This is a genomic window from Streptomyces sp. NPDC006602 (assembly GCF_042870385.1).
In the GTDB taxonomy this organism is placed as follows: domain Bacteria; phylum Actinomycetota; class Actinomycetes; order Streptomycetales; family Streptomycetaceae; genus Streptomyces.
In genome coordinates this window covers 512,595-534,264 of the sequence record NZ_JBIAHG010000002.1, presented here as the reverse complement: position 1 = coordinate 534,264, position 21,670 = coordinate 512,595, and the positions used below count along the sequence as shown (strand labels likewise).

The following is a 21,670-nucleotide window of genomic DNA, read 5'->3' as shown; positions in this document are numbered from 1 at the left end:
CGCGATGTCAAGGGAAGGATGGTTGCCGGTGCGTTACGCGACGCGGCCGCCCTGGTGGACTTCGCCGACGAAGTGACGGTGATGCACACCCGGTTCGCGATCCTTGAAGCCCTGCGAAGCCGTTCGAAGCCCCCGAATCACCCGAAAGCCCCCGAACCGGTGTTTATCTGCGCCCTGTTCGGTGGGATCGGGCTGCGGCCGACCCCGGCTGCACCCCTCCGTCGGCCCGGTCGACCTCCGGCGAGGTGCTGGAATCCACCGATTCGTGCGCGGTTCACGCAGAATTTACAGCCGTTTCAGCCGGCTCAGCCCCCTTCCTGAGCAGGGCGTGGACCCAGGAACGCGACTGTCACCAGGGTTGACAGTGACCCGTGGTGCCGCGGAGAAATCATGGAAGAGAATGTTGACAGCTGACGTTTGTGGCCAGAACATGAGCAGAAATGAGCATGATCTTGCCGTGCTGCTCCCGCTGAGCAACGCCCCGCCCCGCCCCGCCCCCCGGAGGACGTGAGTGCGCACCCAACCGTTCAGACGGCGCAAATCCCCCAGGCCCGCAGCACTGTTGGCCGCCGCGCTTGCCCTGACGCTCATACCGACCGTTGCCGGCCCGCTCACCACGAAGGCCGAGGCGGTCACCGCCGCTGGGCCGAAGGTGACCCAGAGCGCGGACGGCCTCACCCTGTCCGTGCCGGGCACCAGGAACACCCCCGGCTACACCGTCGACATCGCCACCGACGAACTCACCCTCACCACCGAGCGCTCCGGAAAAACGGTGCTGGGTACGGCGAGCGGCGACACCGGAGGACTCCGCTTCCGCTCCGGCGAGAAGTGGGAACACGCCACCAAGGTCACCGACTGGACGTGGAAGAGCGGTGTCCTCGCCCTCACCACCGACACCACCCTCGACGGCGCCACCGTCACGGCCCGGCTCACCCCCGAGGCCGACCGCTACCAGCTGGACTGGGACGTCGAAGGCGGCAGCCCCGACCAACTCGGCCTCACCTACGACCTGTCGTCGGCCGGCCACTGGTACGGCCACGGCGAGGCGGAGACCCCGCAGGGCGGTCCCGGCACCAACCAGCCCTGGCCGCTGGACGCCGGCGAGGTCGACCACAAGACCTTCGGCCCGGCGTCGTACCACATGATCGACCCGTTCTGGTACACCTCCAAGTCGACCGGTCTGCGCGTCGACACGGGGAACGTCATGGACGTGGCGCTCAACAAGGGCAAGGACGGCCTCGGCACCTTCGTCGTCGAGTCGCCCGACACCTACAAGGCCACCGTGTTCGTCGAGTCGACCCCGCTGGAGGTCTACCGCGACTACATCGGCATCGTCGGCAAGCCCACCAAGTCCGACGCCCCGTACGAGCAGTACGCCAAGCCGCTGTGGAATTCCTGGGCGCAGTTCTACACCAAGGTCGACCAGGAGAAACTGCTCGACTACGCCACCGACCTCCACGACAACGGGCTGGACGGGCACACCATCCAGCTCGACGACAAGTGGGAGTCGAACTACGGCAATCTGACCTGGGATCCCAAGACCTTCCCCGATCCCTTGGGCCTCTCCAAGAAGATCCACGACATGGGGTTCGACTTCGGCGTCTGGGTCACCCTGTGGATCAACCTGGACTCCGCCAACTACCAGTACGCGGTGGACCACGGCTATCTGCTCATGGACGCCAAGGACAAGACCAAGCCGTGTGACGTGACCTGGTGGAACGGCGAGGCGGGGATCATCGACCTGGCCAACCCCGAGGCCAAGGCCTGGTACGAGGGCAACCTCAAGTCCCTCATGGACACGTACGACATCGACGGGCTGAAGTTCGACACCCGCTTCTTCGACGAGAGGTGCGCGCCGCGCGAGGGCTCCCAGGTCACGGACTACCAGAAGCTCGGCACGCAGCTCGCCGACGAGTTCGACCTCCAGGGCGCCGGCATCCGGGTGCACTGGAACAAGACGGCCCACGAGGCCGGCTTCGTCACCCGTCAGGTCGACAAGGGCACCGGCTGGGACTCCCTGCGCGCCTCCGCCTCCCAGAACCTGGCGATCTCCACCATCGGCTACCCGTTCGTCGAGTCCGACATGATCGGCGGCTCCGGGGGCCAGCCCGCGCCGACGAAGGACGTACTGGTGCGGTGGGCGCAATCCGCCTCACTGATGCCGCTGATGTACGCCTCGACCTCGCCGGTGGACACCAACGACACCACCACCGGGCAGAAGGTGGACTACGACCAGGAGACGGTCGACCTCTACCGGCAGGCGATCAAGACGCACGAGAAGCTCGCTCCCTATATCTGGGACCAGGTGCAGAGCACGCTGAAGACCGGCGATCCGATCATGCGGCCGCTGTTCTTCGACTTCCCGAAGGACGAGGCGAGTTACACGGTCGCCGACGAGTGGATGCTCGGCCCGGCCGTGCTGGCCGCGCCGAAGCTGAGCACCGGTGCCACCCGCTCCGTGCATCTGCCGCCGGGCACCTGGTACGACGTCAACCAGGGCACCGTGATCCGCGGCCCCAAGACCCTGAAGGGCTACTCGGCGCCGCTCGGCGTCACCCCGGCCTTCGTCAACCTCAAGGCCCAGGGCGCGGACAAGGCCATCAAGGCGCTCAAGCGCGACGACGCTCCGGCTGCCTCCGTCCTGATCACCCCGGACGCCCCGGCCACCGACGCCGGCAAGCCGTTCGAGGTGACCACTGACGTGACCAACTGGAGCACCGGGACCCTCACGAGCGTCAAGGCAGCCCTCGACCTGCCCGACGGCTGGAGCGCCAAGGCGACCGACCCGACCGCCGCGGACTACCTCAAGAACGGCGCCACACTCACCACCACCTGGACGGTGACACCCGCCGAGGACGCCCGCTGGGGCAGCCACGACCTCACCGGCACCGCCACCTACAACGGCTCGACGAAGGTGTCGGACACCGTGCAGGCGCAGGTGAAGGCCGCTCCGGGCAGCGTGCAGGAGCCCTACCTGACGACCGACACCACCTCCGAGGACCCCCAGTACGCCCAGGCCGGTGACCAGTTCGCCATCTGGGCGGGCGGCCAGGACCTGTCCGGCTGGAAGGACGAGAAGGGCGTCATCTACCGCGACGACGCGGCAGGCGAGAAGTCCACCGTGCAGGCCCAGTTGGTCTCGCAGAACAGCGCCTCACCGGTCGGCAAAGCCGGCATCGCCCTCGCCAACGACCTGACCGCACCCGAGAAGGGCGGTTACGCGGTGCTGGTCATGACCCAGAGTTACGGCCTGGAGTTCATGACCGACAGCAACGGCGACGGGAAGCTCGACACCTGGGCGGGCGGTAACTCCAGCTATCACCCGGCGTACCTCAAGCTGACCCGGGACGGCGCCACCTACACCGCGTACGCCAGCAAGGACGGCCAGACCTGGTCGCAGGTCGGCACCGCCCAGGTGCCGTCGGCCTCCGGCACCGAGGACGCCGGGATGGTCGCCAGCGCGGCCAACGTCAACTATCCCGGCGAGAACATCGAAGCCGTCTTCAGCGGATTCACCGTCACTTCCTGACGCACCGGTATCTCCAGCACCACCACCCCCGGTTTCCCGGCAGGCCCCCCTCCCCCTTGGGGCCTGCCGGGGACCACCCCCGCTTCCCGGTAGTCCTCCGGCCCCTGGGGGTCCGCCGGGGACCACTCCCTGCACCTCCGTGAGAGAGGGAACCCAGCCCCATGGCACGTACGTCCTCACTCGTCGCCGGCTTCGTCGCCGGCGTCGTCGTGGCCGCGAGCACCACCGCGATCGCCGTCACCGGTACGGCGACCACCAGCACCGACCTCAATTCCAAGGCCACCACCACCTGGCTGACCGTCAAGGTCGCCGACGCCATGGGCACCAGGGACACCATCACCTGGGTTCCCACCGGCTCCTTCGCCGGCTCCGCGGAGGAGCGGGTCCCGCGCTACCCGATGACCCCCATCCAGGGCAAGGACACCAAGGAGCTCAAGCTCTCCGCCGTGCGCAACGAGCAGGTCTCGGCGCAGCTGGCGATCGCCTCCGGCAAGAACCTCGACGACGTCAAGGCCGTGGTCGGCGACCTCACCGGGCCCGGCGGCGCGAAGCTGTCCGGTGCCGACACCCAGGTCCGGTACGTCAAGTACGTACCCGTGCAGCGTTCCAAGAGCGAGGTCGACTGGTCCGCCACCATCGACCAGGTCAGCTCCGGCAAGGAGGTGTCCGGCGACCGCAACCCCGATGTGGTCGGCGACCCGCTCGAGGAACGGTCCTCGGTGGACGTACCCGCGTACGCGGCGCAACCACTGTGGTTCACCTTCCACATCCCCAAGTCGGCCAAGCCCGGCACCTACACCGGCACGGTGAAGGTCAACGCCGACGGCCGCACCCAGAGCACCTACCCGCTGACCATCGAGGTCGCCGACGCGAGCGTGCCCGACCCGAAGGACTACAGCTTCTTCCTCGACGTGTGGGCGCAGCCGGAGACGATCGCCAAGAACCACGGCGTCAGGCTCTGGTCCGACGAGCACTGGAAGCTGATCGACAAGTACAACCGAGACCTGGCCTCGCGCGGCCAGAAGGTCATCAACACCACCATCGTCGACAACCCCTGGCACCACCAGTGGTCGCTCGGCACCCGGGAGTCGCAGACCGCCACGCCGTACACCAGCATGGTGGGCTGGACCTGGAACGGAAAGACGTTCTCCTTCGACTTCAGCCGCTGGGACAAGTACGTCGAGACCGCCAGACGTGCCGGTCTCGGGCCCGACATCGGTGCCTTCTCCATGCTCGCGTTCCAGGACCAGGAACACCTCACCTACACCGACACCAGCACCGGTAAGACCGTCTACGAGAACGTCGATCTGGGCGGCGACCGCTGGCGTCAGGCGTGGGGAGCGTTCCTCCCCGCCTTCGAGAAGCACGTGAAGGCGAAGGGCTGGCTGGAGAACACCTGGCTGTCCTTCGACGAGCGGCCCATCAACACGATGACCGTCGTCAAGGACTTCGTCCACGAGGTCGCGCCGGCCTTCGACGACCGCATCTCCGTGGCCGGTTCGATCAACACCGAAGGCGTCGCGTCCAACCTGTCCGTCGACTGGGGCGGCATCGACGCGATGACGAAGGAGAAGGTGGAGGAACGGCGCAAGGCCGGCAAGATCACGACCTTCTACGTGTACGGCGCTCCGGCCCACCCCAACACGCTGTCGTTCTCGCCCGCCGTCGAGTCGCGGATGCTGCCGTGGATCTCCGCCCAGCGGAACCTGGACGGCTTCCTGCGCTGGTCGTACAACAGCTGGACCAGCGACCCCTTCAATCAGCCGGTGCACATCTTCACGCAGGGCGACGAGTACCTGGTCTACCCGGGCGAGGACGGCCCGATGTCCAGCATCCGCTGGGAGCAGCTGAAGGAGGGCATCGAGGACTACGAACTCGTCGCCGAGCTGCGCAAGAAGGACGGCGGCACCGACAGCGACGCCCTGACCGAGGCGCTGACCACCGCGACGCGGAACCTCGACGGCCGGACGAAGGACGTGGGCGACATCGAGACCGCGCGGGCGGCCGTCGTGAAGGGTCTGACCTCATGAGGGTGAAGTGGAAGTCCCTGCTGCTCTCCGCGGCCCTGACTGTCATGCCCCTGACCAGCACAGCTGTCGCCGCACCACCGGTCCAGGCAGAGCAGCAGGCCCCGCATACCGTCACCTACGACCAGTACTCCGTGCAGGTCGACGGCAAACCCCTGTACATCTGGGGCGCCGAGTTCCACTACTTCCGGCTGCCCAACCCCGACGCGTGGCGCGACGTCCTGCAGAAGATCAAGGCGGGCGGATTCAACGCGGTCTCGCTCTACTTCGACTGGGGTTACCACTCCGCCAAGCCGGGCTCCTACGACTTCACCGGCATCCGTGACGTGGAGCGGCTGCTCGACGAGGCCGAGCGCGCGGGCCTGTATGTGATCGCCCGACCGGGCCCGTACATCAACGCGGAGGTCTCCGGCGGCGGTATGCCCGCCTGGCGGTCGACACAGGCCGGCGTGAACCGCACCTCCGAGCCGGAGTACATGAAGGCGGCCCGGGAGTGGATGAGCCGGATCAACCCGATCATCGCGCGCCACCAACTCACCCGTGGCACCGGGTCGGTGATCCTCTACCAGGTCGAGAACGAGTACCAGGGCGGCCGCCACGACGCCGACTACATGCAGACCCTCATCGACTGGGCGAAGGAGGACGGCATCGATGTGCCCACCTTCGTCAACGACGGCGGCGCCAACCAGAACTGGGTCAGCGGCAAGGGCGCCCCGGACATCTACGGCTTCGACGCCTACCCGCAGGGCTTCGACTGCAAGGACCCCGAGACCTGGAAGAACCTGCCCGACTATTCGTACGTCAACGAGTGGAAGCCCGAGTCTCCCCTGATCATCCCGGAGGCACAGGGCGGCGCCTTCGACCCGTGGGGCGGCACCGGGTACCAGGACTGCGCGAAACTCACCGGCACCGACTTCACCCGGGTGTTCAGCAAGATGAACATCGCCGCCGGGGTGAGCGGCCAGTCCTTCTACATGACGTACGGCGGCACCAACTGGGGCTGGCTCGCCGACCCCAACGCGGTCTACACGTCGTACGACTACGGGGCCCCGATCAACGAGTCCCGCCAACTGACGGTCAAGTACCAGGAGTTCAAGCGCCTCGGCTACATGGTCAACTCGGTGACCTCGCTGGCGCGCACCGACAAGGCCGAGGCCCCCGCCCCGTCCGACGACGCCCTGCGCGTCGACCGGCGCGTCAACCCCGACGACGGCACCCAGTTCTTCACCGTGCGGCACGCCGACACCCGCGTGAAGGACAAGGACGAGACCACCCTGTCCCTCTCGGGCAAGGACGGGGACTACCCCCGTGTACCCCAGCAGGGAACGATCACCGTCGACGGCCGGGACGCCAAACTGCTCGTCGCCGGCTACGACCTGGGTGAGAAGCAGCGGCTCGTCTACTCCACCTCGGAGATCATGACGCGCGCCCGGATCGGCGACCGGGACGTGGCGCTGCTGTACGGGCGGGCCGGCGAGGCCGGCGAGACCGTGCTGCGGTACGCCGAGCGGCCCGAGGTCACCGTCCTCGACGGCGACGTCACCACCACCTGGGACGCCGAACGCGGCGACCTGCGCCTGAACTACACCCACAAGGGCCTGGCCCGCGTGCTGGTGAACGGCATGGAACTGCTGATCGCCGACACCGCCGAGACCGCTCACTGGTGGCGGCAGGACACCGCCGCGGGCCCCGTCCTCGTACGCGGCCCATCCCTCCTCCGTACGGCGGAACTGGCCGACGGGACCCTGAAGTTGACCGGCGACTCCACCAAGGCCGCGAAGATCGAGGTCATCGCGGACGCCAAGAAGGTGACCTGGAACGGCCGCGACGTCGCCGTCACCCAGGCGCCGCTCCCGGTCGATCTGCCCAAGCTGACGACGTGGAAGTACAAGGAGGAGGCACCGGAGTCCGCGCCCGTCTTCGACGACTCCACCTGGACCACCGCCGACCATCTCACCGCCAACAACGCGGCGCTGGCCGGGTCGCTGCCGGTCCTCGCGATGGACGAGTACGGCTTCCACCACGGCAACGTCTGGTACCGCGGCCGGTTCAAGACCACCGGTGCCGCGACCGCGCTCGCACTCGACGCCAAGACCGGTAACACGGGCCAGTACGCGGTCTGGCTCAACGGCCGCTACCTCGGCAGCTCCGGCGACGGCGCGCACACCTTCGACATCCCGGCGGGCACGCTGAAGTCCGGCTCGGACGGCGGGGACAACGTCCTCTCCGTCCTCGTGGAGAACGCGGGCCACAACGAGGAATGGGGCCACGACTACTCCAAGGAGCCACGCGGTCTGCTCTCCGCCGAGGTGGTCGGCGGGGCCTCCACCCTCACCTGGAAGATCCAGGGCAACCGGGGCGGCGAGGACCCGGTGGACACCGCACGGGGCCCGTACAACAACGGCGGGCTGTACGGGGAGCGGGCCGGCTGGTCGCTGCCGGGCTTCCCCGACGGCAGCTGGAAGAGCACCACCCTCTCCGGGCAGGCCGCCAAGACTGAGCCCGGCGTGCGGTGGTACCGCACCTCCGCCCGGCTCGACCTGCCGCAGGGCCAGGACAACGCGATCGCACTGGATCTCGCCGAAGCCGCGGGCGGCAGCACCGGCTATCGCGCCGAGATCTTCGTCAACGGCTGGCTGATCGGCCGCTACCTGCCGGACACCGGACCCCAGACACGGTTCGTCATCCCCAAGGGCCTCCTGCGCGAGCAGGGCGACAACACCATCGCCCTGGCCGTGTGGTCCACCAAGGCCGGCGCGGGCCCGGGCTCGGTCAAACTCGTCGACCTCGGCGCCTCGGCGGGCGGGATCAAGGTCGGTACGGTGGCCGCGCCCTCGTACGACGCCAAGACCTACGCGATGCCGACCGCGGGCGCTCAAGTCACCGTCGACGCCGAGCCGTTCCTGAGCACCGGCACCGCCGCCAAGGTCCCCGTCACTCTCAGCGTGCCCAAGGACGCGCCGACCGCCTGGAACGCCGAACTGGCGCTGAAGGTCCCGGACGGCTGGACCGCGACCACCGACGACACGATCCGTTTCGACCGGGTCAGGCCCGGTGACACGGTGGCAGCGGACTACACCGTGACCCCGCCCAGCGATCCCGTTCACTACGCCGTCCTGTCCGCGACCGCCAAGCTCACCCAGCCCGGCCGTCCGGGCACCGTCACCGGTGTACGCGCCGTACAGGTGCCGCCGCCGGGACTGTCCGCCGACGCCTATGTGAGCGACCTGACCCTGGTCAAGGCGGTCAACGGCTGGGGTCCGGTGGAGAAGGACGCCTCCAACGGGGAGAACGCGGCGGGTGATGGTCGCCCCCTGAGTATCGGCGGCACCACGTACACCAAGGGCCTCGGCGTGCACGCGAACAGCCAGGTCCGGGTCTATCTCGGCGGTGGCTGCACCCGCTTCACCGCGACCGCCGGGGTGGACGACGAGGTCGGCGACGGCGGCAGCGTCTCCTTCCAGGTGATCGCCGACGGCCGCTCGCTCACCACAACCGCGGTGGTGCGCGGCTCCGACGGCGGCACCGAGGTCGACGTGGATCTGACCGGTGCCCGCTGGCTGGATCTGCTGGTCGACGGGGACGGCGATGTCTCCTCGGACCATGCCGACTGGGCCGACGCCAAGTTGACCTGCACGGGAGGTACGTCGTGATCCTCGCCCGAGTCGGACGACTGAGAACCCTGCTGTCCGCGGCGCTGGCTTCCGTACTGCTCGCGGTCCTCGCCGCCGCGGTGCCCGCGCACGCCACGGTCCCGGCCGACGCCGCGGCCGCCAAGCCCACGCCCCACACGGTCAGTTACGACAAGTACTCCGTCAAGGTCGACGGCATGCGGCTCTTCGTCTGGTCCGGGGAGTTCCACTACTGGCGCCTCCCCAGCCCCGACCTGTGGCGCGACGTGCTCCTAAAGATCAAGGCGAGCGGCATGAACGCGGTCTCGATCTACTTCGACTGGGCCTACCACTCCCCGTCGAAGGGCCGTTACGACTTCACCGGGATCCGTGACGTCGACAAGCTCCTCGACATGGCCGAGGAGGCCGGGCTCTACGTCATCGCCCGCCCGGGCCCGTACATCAACGCCGAGACGGACGGCGGAGGCTTCCCCGGCTGGCTGATGACGCAGAAGGGACAGGCCCGCTCCACCGACCCCGAATACCTCGACGCCGCCCGCGAGTGGCTCCAGGAGATCGACAGGATCCTCGCCCGCCGCCAGGTCACCGACGGCACCGGACCGGTACTGCTCTACCAGGTCGAGAACGAGCTGTACGACCCGCAAGGCCGCGACTACATCGTCGAACTCTCCAAGCAGGTACGGGCCGACGGCATCACCGTGCCCCTCGTCGGCAACGAGCCGATGCCGCAGTACGCGGGCGGCGAAGGCCTGGACTTCGTCGGGGAGCTGGACCAGTACAACTCCTTCTGCAAGGGCGAGTGGTGGCTGCCCACCCTCAAACGGCAGCAGGACAACGCCCCTCTGTCGATCTTCGAGGCGGGCACCGGCTGGTTCCAGACCTGGGGCGACACCGGCTACGAGAAGTGCCCCGAGAAGATGGGTCCCGCCTACCAGAAGATCGTCAACAAGCACGAGGTCATGCAGGGCACGACCATCGAGAACCTCTACATGACCTACGGCGGCACCAACTGGGGCTGGCTCGCCGACCCGCGCCAGGTCTACACCTCGTACGACTACGGCGCACCGATCAGCGAGCCGCGCCAGACCGGCGCCGACTACGACGAGATGAAGCGGCAGGGCCTCTTCTACACCACCACCGCCCCGCTCACCGCCACCGATCCGGCGAACGCCCCCGCCTCGTCCAACGACGCCGTGCACATCGAGGTCCGCGCCAACCCGGACACGCACACCCAGTTCCTCTACCTCCGGCACAGCGACCCGATGGCCGATGCCGACGCCACCACCACCTTCGACTGGAAGACCCCGGACGGCACCTATCCGGTCACCGCACGCCTCAACGGCAAGACCGGCAAGATCCTCGTCGCCGGCCACGACCTCGGCGGCGGCCAGCGGCTCGTCTACTCCACCAGCGAGCTGCTGACCAGCGCGAAGACCGGTGACCGCACCCGAGCCGTGCTGTACGGCGGCGAGGGCGACCCCGGGCAGACGATGCTCCGCTACTCCGCCAAGCCCAAGGTCACCGTGCTCGACGGCAAGGCGGACGTCAGCTGGGACGCCGAGCGCGGCGACCTGAAGCTGGACTACACCCACTCCGGCGTCACCCGGGTCCTCGTCCAGAGCTCCGGCCGCCCCGATCTGCTGCTGCTCATCGGCACCGACGCCGAGGCCGCCGGCTTCTGGCGGCAGGACACGGCAGCCGGTCCGGTCCTGGAACGCGGCACCGAACTGGTCCGCACGGCGTCCGTCACCGGCCTGGGGACGACGCTCGCCCTCACCGGCGATGCGAAGGAGGCGGGCCCGTTGGAGGTGTTCGCCCCGTCCGGCGTACGGAACGTCACCTGGAACGGCGTACCCCTGAGCGTGAGACGGACCTCCTCCGGCAGCCTGTCGGGCACCGTGCCCGGTCCGAAGGACGTCAAGCTCCCCGAGCTGACCGGCTGGAAGACGTCCGCCGAAACCCCCGAGGCCGCCCCCGGCTTCGACGACTCGTCCTGGACGTACGCCGACAAGCTGACCACCGACAACCCGACCAAGCCCGGGACTGTACCGGTGCTGTACCAGGACGAGTACGGCTATCACTACGGCTACGTCTGGTACCGGGGCCGCTTCAAGGCCACCGGCACCGAGAAGTCCCTCTCCATGACCGCCTACGCCACCAACCCGGACACCGGCTCGGCCGCGGTGGGCGCGTACTCGGTGTGGATCAACGGGAAGTTCGCCGGGACGAGTCAGACCGGCCGCAAGACCTTCCCCATCGCCGACGGGTTGCTGCACAAGGGCAAGGAGAACGTGATCTCCGTCCTGGTCGGCACCATGGGCCACAACGAGGACTTCACCTGGAACAGCGACGACCACAAGCAGCCGCGCGGTCTGACCACGGCGTATCTGGCGGGCTCCGACGCGCAGATCACCTGGCGCATCCAGGGTGCCCGGGGCGGCGAGCAGCCCGTCGACACCGTACGCGGGCACATGAACAACGGCGGCCTGTACGGGGAGCGAGCGGGCTGGACCCTGCCCGGATTCCCGGACCGGTCCTGGGACGCGGCCACGCTGCCGGCCAGTGACACCGCACCCGGTATCGCCTGGTACCGCACCACCTTCAACCCGCAACTGCCCAAGGGCCAGGACGTCTCCGTCGGCGTTACGATCACCGACGACCCCGACCGCAACTACCGCGCCCTCATCTATGTCAACGGCTGGTTGATGGGCCAGTACGTCAACGACACCGGTCCGCAGCACACGTTCCCCATCCCGAACGGCATCCTGCGCGCCGACGGCAAGAACACCATCGCCATCGCCTCGTGGAGCGAGGACGCGAAGAGCGGCGGCCTCGGAAAGGTCGGCCTCACCACGCTCGGCAACGTCACCTCCTCGCTGCGGGTCGCCGATGTGGCCGCCCCGGCCTACGACGCCGCCACCTACGCCGCCCCGGCCACTCCGGCTCGGGTGACGGTCGACGCGCCCGACACCGTCGAGCCGGGCACCACCTACCAGGTCACGGCGACGACCTCCGTGCCGGGCAACGGCAGGACGCTGAGCGACCTCACCCTGAGCCCGAAGCTGCCCGCCGGCTGGACCGCGACCCCGGCCGACCCGGTCCGCCTCGGCACCCTCGAACCCGGCGCCTCGGCGAAAGCCCGGTGGACCGTCACCGTCCCCGCCGACCAGAAGACCGGCACCGTCACCGTCATCAGCGCCACCGCCGGCTTCACCCGGGCCGGCAAGCCCGGTTCGGTGACCGGGGAACAGGTCGTGGCGGCACAGCCACCGCCGCTCACGGCCGGCGAACACTACCTCAGCGATCTGCCGTTCGCCTCCAGCAGCAACGGCTGGGGTCCGGTCGAACGCGACCAGTCCGTCGGCGAGAACGCCGAGGGCGACGGCCTGCCGCTCACCCTCCACGACACCGTCTACGACAAGGGCCTCGGAACCCACGCCGCCAGCAGCGTCCAGGTGTGGCTCGGCGGCACCTGCACCACCTTCCACGCCGCGCTCGGCCTCGACCAGGAGACCTACGGCCGCTCCGACGGCCCGGCCACCGTCACCTACACCGTCCTCGCCGACGGAACACCCGTCTACGAGAGCGGCACCGTCGACCGGGACACCGCGACGAAGGAGATCGACGTCGATGTGGCAGGCGCGCGCCGCCTCGAACTCGTCGTCTCGGACGCCGGGGACGGCAACGCCCTCGACCACGCCGACTGGGCCGACGCCAAGCTGACGTGCGGCGGTGGTGCCTGATGCCGCCTACGGCGAGACGAACCGTACGCCGCGGCGCGGCGGCGCTGACCCTGGCCGCCCCGCTGCTCGGCGCGGCGCCGGCGGCCGCCGACTCCGGGCCGATCACCTTCACGACACCCGCCTACGAACTACGCGTCGGCACGGACCGGTTGACCGTCACCACCGTGCGGGAGGGCCGGACCGTGCTGGCCACCGCGCCCGCGGCGTTCCGGTTCCGGATCGGCGCCGACTGGCACATCGTCCGGGAGGTCACCGGCAGCACCCGTATAGGCAACTCCCTGCGCGTCACCGCCGCCACCGACCTGCCGGGCGTCAGCGTCGATCTGCGGATCACCCTGCGCTCCGACCGGTACGACATGAACTGGACTCTGTCGGGCGCACAGGCCGACGCGCTCAGCACGGCGTACGACCTGAGCAGCGCCGGGCACTGGTACGGGCACGGCGAGAACAGCGACCAGACGGTCCAGCCGTGGCCGCTGGACTCCGGGCAGCTGGTGGACACCGGCTTCAGCCCGGCCTCGTACCAGGTGGTCTCCCCTTTCTGGTACACCTCCAGCGCCACCGGGCTGCGGGCGGACACGAACGACCCGATGGACGTGCGGATCAACTCCGGCGGCAACGGGCTCGGCGAGTTCACCGTCACCGGCGAACGGCCCTCCGCCTCCACGGTGTTCGTCGAGGACACTGCCGCCGAGGTGTACCGCGACCACATCGCGCTGGTCGGCAAGCCCGAACGCGCCGACACCCCCTACGAGCAGTACGCCACCCCCCTCTGGAACTCCTGGGCCCAGTTCTACGGCGAGCAGACCCAGGAGAACGTCCTCGCCTGGGCCCGAGCGCTGGCCGGCGCCGGGCTCGGCGGGCACGCGGTGCAGATCGAGGAGAGCGTGATCGCCTCGGACTTCGGCGAACGCTTCCCCGATCTGCCCGCCCTGTCCAAGGAACTGGGGCGCCTCGGCTTCGACCTCGGTATGTGGACGGGCCTGTACATGCCCGAGACCGCCGCCAACTTCTCCGAAGCCGTCGACAACGGGTATCTGCTCAAGGACCCGTCCGACCCGACCAAACCGTGCCTGTTCACCTGGTGGAACGGCCGCCAGACCGGGCTGATCGACCTGGCGAACCCGGCCGCACGGCAGTGGTACACCGACGATCTCAAAGCCCAGACAAGCCAGTTGGGGGTGGCCGGGTTCAAGTTCGACACCGCCTTCTTCGACGACCGGTGCGCCCCCTACCCGGGGGCGACCCGCGCCGACTACGTGAAGTACGGCACCGAGCTGGCCGACGAGTTCGACCAGCAGGGGGCGGGGTTGCGGGTCGCGTGGAACGCCGCGCAGGCCAAGGGCTTCGCCACCCGCACGGCCGACAAGCCGACCACCTTCGCGGGGCTGCGTGCCGCGGTCTCGGCCAACCTGGCGGTCTCCACGATCGGTTACCCGTTCGTGGAGACCGACATGATCGGCGGCTCGCTCAGCTACCCGCCACCCACCAAGCAGGTCCTGGCCCGCTGGGCGCAGGCGGCGTCCCTGATGCCGCTGATGTACGCCTCGACCTCGCCCACCGGTGTCCGGGACGCGACGACCGGCGAGTGGAACGGGTACGACCGGCAGACGGTCGACCTCTACCGGCAGGCGATCAAGACGCACGAGTGGCTGGCCCCGTACATCTGGGATCAGGTGCAGCAGACGCTGAAGACCGGCGATCCGATCATGCGGCCGCTGTTCTTCGACTTCCCGAAGGACGAGGCGAGTTACACGGTCACCGACGAGTGGATGCTCGGACCGGCCGTGCTGGCCGCGCCCAAGCTCGATGAAGGCACCACCCGGGACGTCTTCCTGCCGACCGGTACATGGCGTGACGTCACCACCGGAAGGGTCCTCCGCGGTCCCGTCACGCTCAAGCAGTACGCGGCGCCACTCGGCGTGACGCCGGCGTTCGTGAACCTCAAGGCCAAGGGCGCCGGCAAGGCGTACCAGGCGCTCGCGCGCACCGGCGCGGAAGGGTAGGGGGCGGGATGCGTTCGACGCGCGGCAGGTTCGCTGTGCTCATGCTCATGGTCGTGGCTGTCCTGGCGGGATCGGTCGCGCCCGCCCAGGCAGATCAGTTGACCGGTCAGCGCGGCTGGACGGGGACCTGGGCCACCGCTGCCAGCGAGCACTACGAGGTCTCGGGGATGTCCGAGGTGACGGTACGGATGCCGGTGCACATCAGCGTCGGCGGCTCATCCGTACGCATCCGGCTGACCAACGCCTACGCCACCGACCCGGTGACGATCGGGCACGCGACCGTGGGCCTGCGTGACGGCGGTTCCGCTGTGGCCCGCCCGTACGACGTGCGATTCGGCGGAATACGCCAGGTCACGATCCCGGCGGGCGGTGAGGCGGTCAGCGACCCGGTCCGCCTGGCCGTGCCGGCCCTGACCGACCTCGTGGTCAGCCTCCATCTGCCCGGTCAGGTCACGCACATCACCGACCACTGGTGGGCCCAGCAGACGGTGTACTGGACGGACTACGGGGCGGGCGACCACGCCGTCGACCCGACCGGGGACGCCTACACCTGGACCACCACCAGCTGGCCGTTCCTCAGCGGCGTCGACGTGACAGCTCCGAGAACCGGGTCGGTGGTGGCGCTCGGCGACTCGATCACCGACGGGTCGTTCTCGACGGCCGACACCAACCAGCGCTGGCCCGACCTGCTCTCCGCCCGCCTCAACGCCTGCCTGCCCGGCGCCGGGGTGCTCAACGCGGGCATCACCAGCAACCGGATCACCGCCGGGACCGCGACCAACCCCTCGGCGCTCGACCGGCTCGACCGGGACGTGCTCTCCCAGCCGGGGGCGCGGACCCTGATCCTCTTCGAGGGGATCAACGACCTCGGCGGGGCGAGTGCCGAGCAGATCATCGCCGGCATGACGGAGATCGCCGACCGGGCCCACCAGCGCGGGATGCGGGTCGTCGGCGCCACCATCACCCCGTACGAGGACTTCACCTGGGGTGGCTGGACCGAGGAGACGGAGGCGCGGCGACAGCAGGTCAACGCGTTCGTCCGGGACTCCGGCGGGGTCTTCGACGACTACGCCGACTTCGACCGTGCGGTCCGGGACCCGGCGGATCCGCGGCGGCTGGGCGCGGCGTACGACTCCGGAGACCACCTGCATCCCAATGACGCCGGGATGAAGGCATTCGCCGACTCCATCGACCTGACGTCGCTCGGCCTCGGCCGCGGCTGTTCCTGAGGAGGAACCGTGTCCAAACGGCTTGAACACTTGCGGGGGCACCGAAGATTCGCGGTCCTGGCCACGGCGTTGGCGGCCACCGTGGCTGCCCTGCTTCCGGTGGCGCCGGCCGCGGCGGAGACCGCGCAGCCGGGGTGGACCGGGACTTGGGCGACCGCGCAGCACGCCTCGTACGACCCGGGCACCTCGGAGGTGACGGTACGGATCCCGGTGCGGGTGAGCGCCGGCGGGTCGAGCGTACGCATCCGCCTGACCAACGACTTCACCACTGAGCCGGTGACGATCGGACACGCGACCGTCGGACTTCGTGAGGGCGGTTCCGCCGTCACGAAGCCGCAGAAGCTGCGGTTCGGCGGGAAGAGCGAGGTGACGATCGCGGCCGGCGAGCAGGCGGCCAGCGATCAGGTCCAGCTCACCGTGCCCGCCCGCAGCGACCTGGTCGTCAGCCTGTACTTCCCCGGCCGGCTCACCCACATCAGCCAGCACTGGATGGGCCTCCAGACGGTCTACTGGACACCCGACGGCGGCGGCGACCACACCTCGGACTCCGACGGGGACGCCTTCACCAAGACCGATTCCACCTTCCCGTTCCTGACCGGTGTCGACGTACAGGGCGGCAACGCGGCGGGCGCCGTGGTGGCGCTCGGCGACTCCATCACCGACGGCGCGGCCTCCACCTCGAACGCCAACCGGCGCTGGCCCGACGATCTGGCGGCCCGGCTGGCGGCCTGCTCGACCACCGCCGGAGTGCTGAACGAGGGCATCAGCGGCAACCGGATCACGGCCGGCGTCGACGGCAACCCGTCGGCGTTGGACCGGCTGGAGCGCGATGTGCTGTCGCAGCCGGGCGCCCGCACGGTGGTCCTGTTCGAGGGTGTCAACGACCTCAGCTGGGGCGGCGCCACCGGCGATCAGGTGATCGACGGCATGAAGGAGATCGTGCGCCGCGCCCATGAACGCGGGCTGCGCGTGATCGGCGCGACGGTCGTGCCGTATCGCGGCTGGGGCGACTGGTGGACCGAGGCCAAGGAGGCCGACCGGCAGAAGGTCAACACGTTCGTACGCGACGGCGGCGTCTTCGACGGCTACGCCGACTTCGACAAGGCGGTGCGGGACCCGGACGATCCCACCCGCTACGGCGCCGCGTTCGACTCCGGTGACCATCTGCACCCCAACGACACCGGGATGAAGGCGTTCGCCGACGCGGTCGACCTCGCCGGTCTGCGGGTGGCCCGGGACTGCCCCTCGGCCCGGGTCCGGCTCACCCCGTACCGGCCGACCCTGCAAGCCGGCGGTGACGGCAAGATCACGTCGACCGTCACCAACACCGGCACCGAAACGGTCACCCAGGTCAGCACTCGCCTCGATCTCCCCGACGGCTGGTCCGCCGAACCGGCCGGCAGCACGAGGACGCGCTCCCTCGCCCCCGGCGACAGCGCCAAAGTCACCTGGACGGTGACCCCCGCGGCCGACGCGGCCTGGGGCACCCACGAGATCGGAGTACGCACCTCCTTCTTCCAGGACGGCCGGACACGGCACGACTCGGACAGCGTGGACGCCACGGTGACCCCTGTTCCGTCCTCGGTGCGGGCACCGTATCTGACCACCGCCACCACCACCGAGCAGGCCCAATACGCCCAGAACGGCGACCAGTTCGCCATCTGGGCCGGCGGCCAGGACCTGTCCGGCTGGAAGGACGAGAAGGCGGCGGTCTACCTCGCCGACGCCGCGCCGCCGTCCGGCACGGTGACCGCCCGCGTCGTCGGTCAGACCGGCAGCGGCCCCTCCGCCAAGGCGGGGATCGCCGTCGCCAACGACCTCACCGCCCCGGAGGCGGGCGGCTACGCGGTGCTCACCATGTCCGCGCAGTTCGGCCTGGAGTTCCTGACCGACAGCGACGGCGACGGGAAGCTCGACACCTGGGCCGGCGGCGGCAGTTCGTACCACCCCGCCTGGCTGAAGCTCGTCCGCGACGGCACCAGCTACACCGCGTACGCCAGTTCCGACGGCGCCGCCTGGCAGCAGGTCGCCACCGCCACCGTGCCGTCCGCGAGCGGCACCGGCGACGCCGGGCTGGTCGCGAGCGCCGTCAACCTCAACTACCCCGGCCAGATCACGACAGCACTCTTCGACTCCTTCTCCACGCACGCGTGATCCACGTACCAGCGAGAGGCACGTATATGGCAGTCAACCGCAGACACTTCATGACCACCGCGGCCGCCCTCGGCGGCGCGGTGCTGCTCGCCCCGCCCGGCACCGCCCAGGCGCTCACGCAGGGCGCTGTGTCCGGCGCCCTGGGCATTCCCGACTACCAGCCCACCAAGGCATCCCTCGACACCCACCCGGTGCCGCGCTGGTACAAGGACGCCAAGTTCGGCATCTTCGTCCACTGGGGCATCTACTCGGTGATCGGCGGCGCGACGCCGAGGAGCGCGTCCGAGTGGTACCTGTGGTACCAGAGCACCAAGGACACCGCCGAGTGGAAGTACCACCGCGACACCTACGGCGAGAACGTCACCTACGACGACCTCATCCCGCAGTTCAAGGCCGAGAAGTACGATCCCGACTCCTGGGTGAGGCTGTTCGAGCAGGCGGGTGCCGAGTACTTCGCGCTGACCAGCAAGCACCATGACGGATTCGCGCTCTACCCCAGCAAGGTGACGGACCGTCACTCCGTGGCGTACGGCCCGAAGCGTGACCTGGTCGGTGAGCTGATGACCGCGGCCCGCAAGCGCGGCACCGTGCGCCCGGGGCTGTACTACTCGCTCGGCGAGTTCTTCAACCCGGCCATCGGTCGGCCGATGCGCAACTTCTACACCGACCAGGAAATCCCGATGACCGGCTACAAGCCGGTCCAGGACTACGTCGGCGACTACGAGCTCAAGCAGCTGTACGAGATCATCGACCGCTACGACCCGGAGCTGCTGTGGGCCGACGGCCAGTGGTTCCGGCCCACCGGCAACCCGCCGTGGCGCAGCGAAGAACCCATGGCCCACTACTACAACCAGGCCAAGAACCGAACGCACCCCAAGGGTGTCGTGATCAACGACCGGTTCGACACCCATTTCGACTTCGCGACGTACGAGCAGCGCACCAACCCCACAATGGATCCCCAGAAGTGGGAGTGCTGCATGACCATCGGCTACTCCTGGGGCTACAACAAGCACGAGCCGGACGAGGACTACAAGACCTCCGAGTTCCTGATCCAGCTGCTCGCCGACGTGGTCAGCAAGAACGGCAACCTGCTGCTCAACATCGGCCCCAGGCCGGACGGCACGATCCCCGAGATCATGCAGGAGCGGCTGAAGGACATCGGCGCCTGGCTGAAGGTCAACGGCCCCGCGATCTACGGGTCGACGCCCTGGGTGCGGGCGGAGGAGGAGGCCAGTTCGCTCGGCATCCGCTACACCGTCTCCCCGGGGAAGTTCAACATCATCGTGCTGGGCGCGCCCAGCGGCACCCTCTCGGTGCCCGGCGACATCCCCATCAGCGCCACTTCCCGGATCCGGCTGCTCGGCACGAGCGGCAGTCTGAGGTGGACCCGCCGTGACGGAAAGATCAACATCACGGTCCCGTCCTCACTGCCCAGCGACATCGCCAACGTCTTCACCGTCGACTGGGCCCGGTGACCGGCATGGGAATCAGTAACGGTACCCAGTTCGACACCCTGGGACCCACGCTCACCGTCACCACCGAACCCGCCGAGCCGGCCGGTGGTGACCCGGTCACCGCCACCGCGGTCCTCACCAACGACTGTTCCTTCCCGCTCCTCAACGCCGTGCTCCATCTGATCAACCCCGGAGCCACCACGGCGGCGAAGACCATTCCGCTCGGCGACCTGCGGCCCGGCGCGAAGGCCACCCGGCGCTGGGAGACGGCGATCCCGGCCGACGTGGCCGGGAACGTGTCGTTCACCGCGCACGTGGTCTTCGACGTCGACGAGCACAGCAGCGACTGCGCGCGGTCCGCCAAGACGTTCACCGTGCCCTACGAGCCCAACGGTGTGCGGGACCCGTACCGGACGTTCGCCACCACCGACGACGCGAAGTTCGGCCAGTACGGCAGCCAGTTGGTGATCTGGGCGGGCGGCCGCGACTTCTCCGGTGGAACCGACGAGAAGGGGGGCATCCTCCTTCCCGGCTCCGCCGCCGAGTCGAGCGTGGTGCAGGTCGAGACGGTCAGCCTCACCGGGAGCGACAACCCCACCGCCAAGTACGGCATCGCCGTCGCCAATGACCTCACCGCCCCGGAGAAGGGCGGCTACGCCGTACTCACCATGTCGAAGTCGTTCGGCCTGGAGTTCATGACCGACAGCGACGGAAACGGGCGGCTCGACACCTGGGCCGGTGGCGGCGGCTCCACCCACCCCGCCTGGCTGCGCCTGGTCCGTGACGGCACGACGTACATCGCGTACAGCAGCACCAACAACGGTCTTTCCTGGACCGAGATCGCGCGGGCGACCGTGTCCTCCGCGAGCGGCGCTCTGGACGCCGGCGTGGTGGCGAGCGCCGTGAACCTCAACTACCCCGGCTCCACCGTGCAGGCCGTGTTCGACCACTTCTCAGTGGAGACGAGATGACAACCCACCGCCTCGCCCAGGCCGCCTACCGCCCCGAACAGGACTTCCTCTCGCCGCCCGTCTCCCTCACCGTCACCCCGGCCACCCCTGGACCGGGCCAGGCCGTGACCCTGACCGCCACCCTCAAGAACACCACCGGCATCACCCTGCGCGGCACCGTTCTCTACCTCGCCGTGGGCGACCTCGCGCAGTCGGACGGCCTGGGCGACATCGCGCCCGGACGGTCGGTCACCCGCACCTGGAAGACCCGGCTCCCCGACGACGCCGAAGGAGTGGTCCCCTGCATCGCGCACGCGCTCTTCGACGTGCACGAGCACGGATCCGACTGCACCCGCGCGACCTCGTCGCTGAAACTGCCGTACAGGTCGCTGGCCGGTGCCTTCGACAACGCCGGGATCTCCTCCGACGACGCCACCACCACCGCCGACATCGACGGCTCGCGTTCCAGCCTGTCCGCCGAGGCGCTGGCATCGGTCGGGCTGACTCCCGGGGCTTCGGTGACATACGGCGGGACGACCTTCACCTGGCCGGACACCGAGCCCGGCGCCAAGGACAACGTGGTGTCCTCCGGGCAGACCGTACGGCTGTCCGGCACCGGGTCGCGGCTGGCCTTCCTCGGCACCTGCACCTGGGGCGACGGCAAAGGGCCCGGGAAGGTCGTGTACGCGGACGGTACCGAGCAGGCCTTCTCCGTCGAGGTCCCCGACTGGTACTGGGCGAACCCCGCGGCCGCGGTGGTACTGCCGTACCGCAACACCCCCTCGGGCCAGGACAGGAACCCGATCAGTCTCTACACCTTCGGCGTCGAGCTGGAGGACAAGGAACTGCACTCCGTCGTGCTGCCGAAGGTCAGCGACGGCCTGACGAGCGGTGGTCCCGCTCTGCACATCTTCGCGATGACCGTCGCCTGACCCGAGCCGCGGTG

General features: G+C 69.2%; 10 protein-coding genes. All 10 read left to right on the top strand.

The features are described from left to right. The first annotated feature begins 511 nt into the window (after window positions 1-511). The 10 genes from ACFYO2_RS07075 to ACFYO2_RS07030 all read left to right on the top strand — a co-directional run bounded on the left by ACFYO2_RS07075 (window position 512) and on the right by ACFYO2_RS07030 (window position 21,656). Complete coding sequence (locus tag ACFYO2_RS07075) at window positions 512-3,529, top strand: TIM-barrel domain-containing protein (protein ID WP_388345180.1); 3,018 nt, start codon at window positions 512-514, stop codon at window positions 3,527-3,529. 161 nt (window positions 3,530-3,690) lie between these two features. After that, a complete protein-coding gene (locus tag ACFYO2_RS07070) occupies window positions 3,691-5,559 on the top strand; it encodes a glycoside hydrolase domain-containing protein (protein WP_388345177.1) in 1,869 nt (622 codons plus the stop codon). Beyond that, window positions 5,556-9,209, top strand: coding sequence for a beta-galactosidase (locus ACFYO2_RS07065; protein ID WP_388345175.1), 3,654 nt, complete (start codon window positions 5,556-5,558; stop codon window positions 9,207-9,209). Before ACFYO2_RS07070 ends, ACFYO2_RS07065 begins: the two co-directional genes overlap by 4 nt. Next, complete coding sequence (locus tag ACFYO2_RS07060) at window positions 9,206-12,931, top strand: beta-galactosidase (RefSeq protein ID WP_388345172.1); 3,726 nt, start codon at window positions 9,206-9,208, stop codon at window positions 12,929-12,931. The genes ACFYO2_RS07065 and ACFYO2_RS07060 overlap by 4 nt, the downstream gene beginning before the upstream one ends. After that, window positions 12,931-14,937 carry a glycoside hydrolase family 31 protein gene (locus tag ACFYO2_RS07055; RefSeq protein WP_388345170.1) on the top strand — a complete coding sequence of 669 codons (2,007 nt, stop codon included), beginning with the start codon at window positions 12,931-12,933 and terminating at the stop codon, window positions 14,935-14,937. Before ACFYO2_RS07060 ends, ACFYO2_RS07055 begins: the two co-directional genes overlap by 1 nt. 8 nt (window positions 14,938-14,945) lie before the next feature. Beyond that, on the top strand, window positions 14,946-16,166 hold the full coding sequence (locus tag ACFYO2_RS07050; protein WP_388345167.1) for an SGNH/GDSL hydrolase family protein: 1,221 nt from the start codon (window positions 14,946-14,948) through the stop codon (window positions 16,164-16,166). 9 nt (window positions 16,167-16,175) lie between these two features. After that, window positions 16,176-18,320: a GDSL-type esterase/lipase family protein gene (locus ACFYO2_RS07045; RefSeq protein WP_388345164.1), complete on the top strand. Its 2,145-nt coding sequence runs from the start codon at window positions 16,176-16,178 to the stop codon at window positions 18,318-18,320. Window positions 18,321-18,346: 26 nt separating this feature from the next. After that, a complete protein-coding gene (locus ACFYO2_RS07040; RefSeq protein ID WP_388345161.1) occupies window positions 18,347-19,795 on the top strand; it encodes an alpha-L-fucosidase in 1,449 nt (482 codons plus the stop codon). Between the two features lie 5 nt (window positions 19,796-19,800). Next, a complete protein-coding gene (locus tag ACFYO2_RS07035) occupies window positions 19,801-20,745 on the top strand; it encodes a hypothetical protein (protein ID WP_388345158.1) in 945 nt (314 codons plus the stop codon). Continuing rightward, window positions 20,742-21,656, top strand: a complete 915-nt coding sequence (locus ACFYO2_RS07030; protein WP_388345155.1) for a beta-glucosidase — start codon at window positions 20,742-20,744, stop codon at window positions 21,654-21,656. Before ACFYO2_RS07035 ends, ACFYO2_RS07030 begins: the two co-directional genes overlap by 4 nt. The last annotated feature ends 14 nt before the right edge of the window (window positions 21,657-21,670 follow it).

Bases quoted from the DNA above. Each gene is read 5' to 3' on its own strand.
- ACFYO2_RS07070 (WP_388345177.1), top strand. From the start codon at position 3,691: ATGGCACGTACGTCCTCACTCGTCGCCGGCTTCGTCGCCGGCGTCGTC.
- ACFYO2_RS07065 (WP_388345175.1), top strand. From the start codon at position 5,556: ATGAGGGTGAAGTGGAAGTCCCTGCTGCTCTCCGCGGCCCTGACTGTC.
- ACFYO2_RS07055 (WP_388345170.1), top strand. From the start codon at position 12,931: ATGCCGCCTACGGCGAGACGAACCGTACGCCGCGGCGCGGCGGCGCTG.
- ACFYO2_RS07050 (WP_388345167.1), top strand. From the start codon at position 14,946: ATGCGTTCGACGCGCGGCAGGTTCGCTGTGCTCATGCTCATGGTCGTG.
- ACFYO2_RS07040 (WP_388345161.1), top strand. From the start codon at position 18,347: ATGGCAGTCAACCGCAGACACTTCATGACCACCGCGGCCGCCCTCGGC.
- ACFYO2_RS07035 (WP_388345158.1), top strand. From the start codon at position 19,801: ATGGGAATCAGTAACGGTACCCAGTTCGACACCCTGGGACCCACGCTC.
- ACFYO2_RS07030 (WP_388345155.1), top strand. From the start codon at position 20,742: ATGACAACCCACCGCCTCGCCCAGGCCGCCTACCGCCCCGAACAGGAC.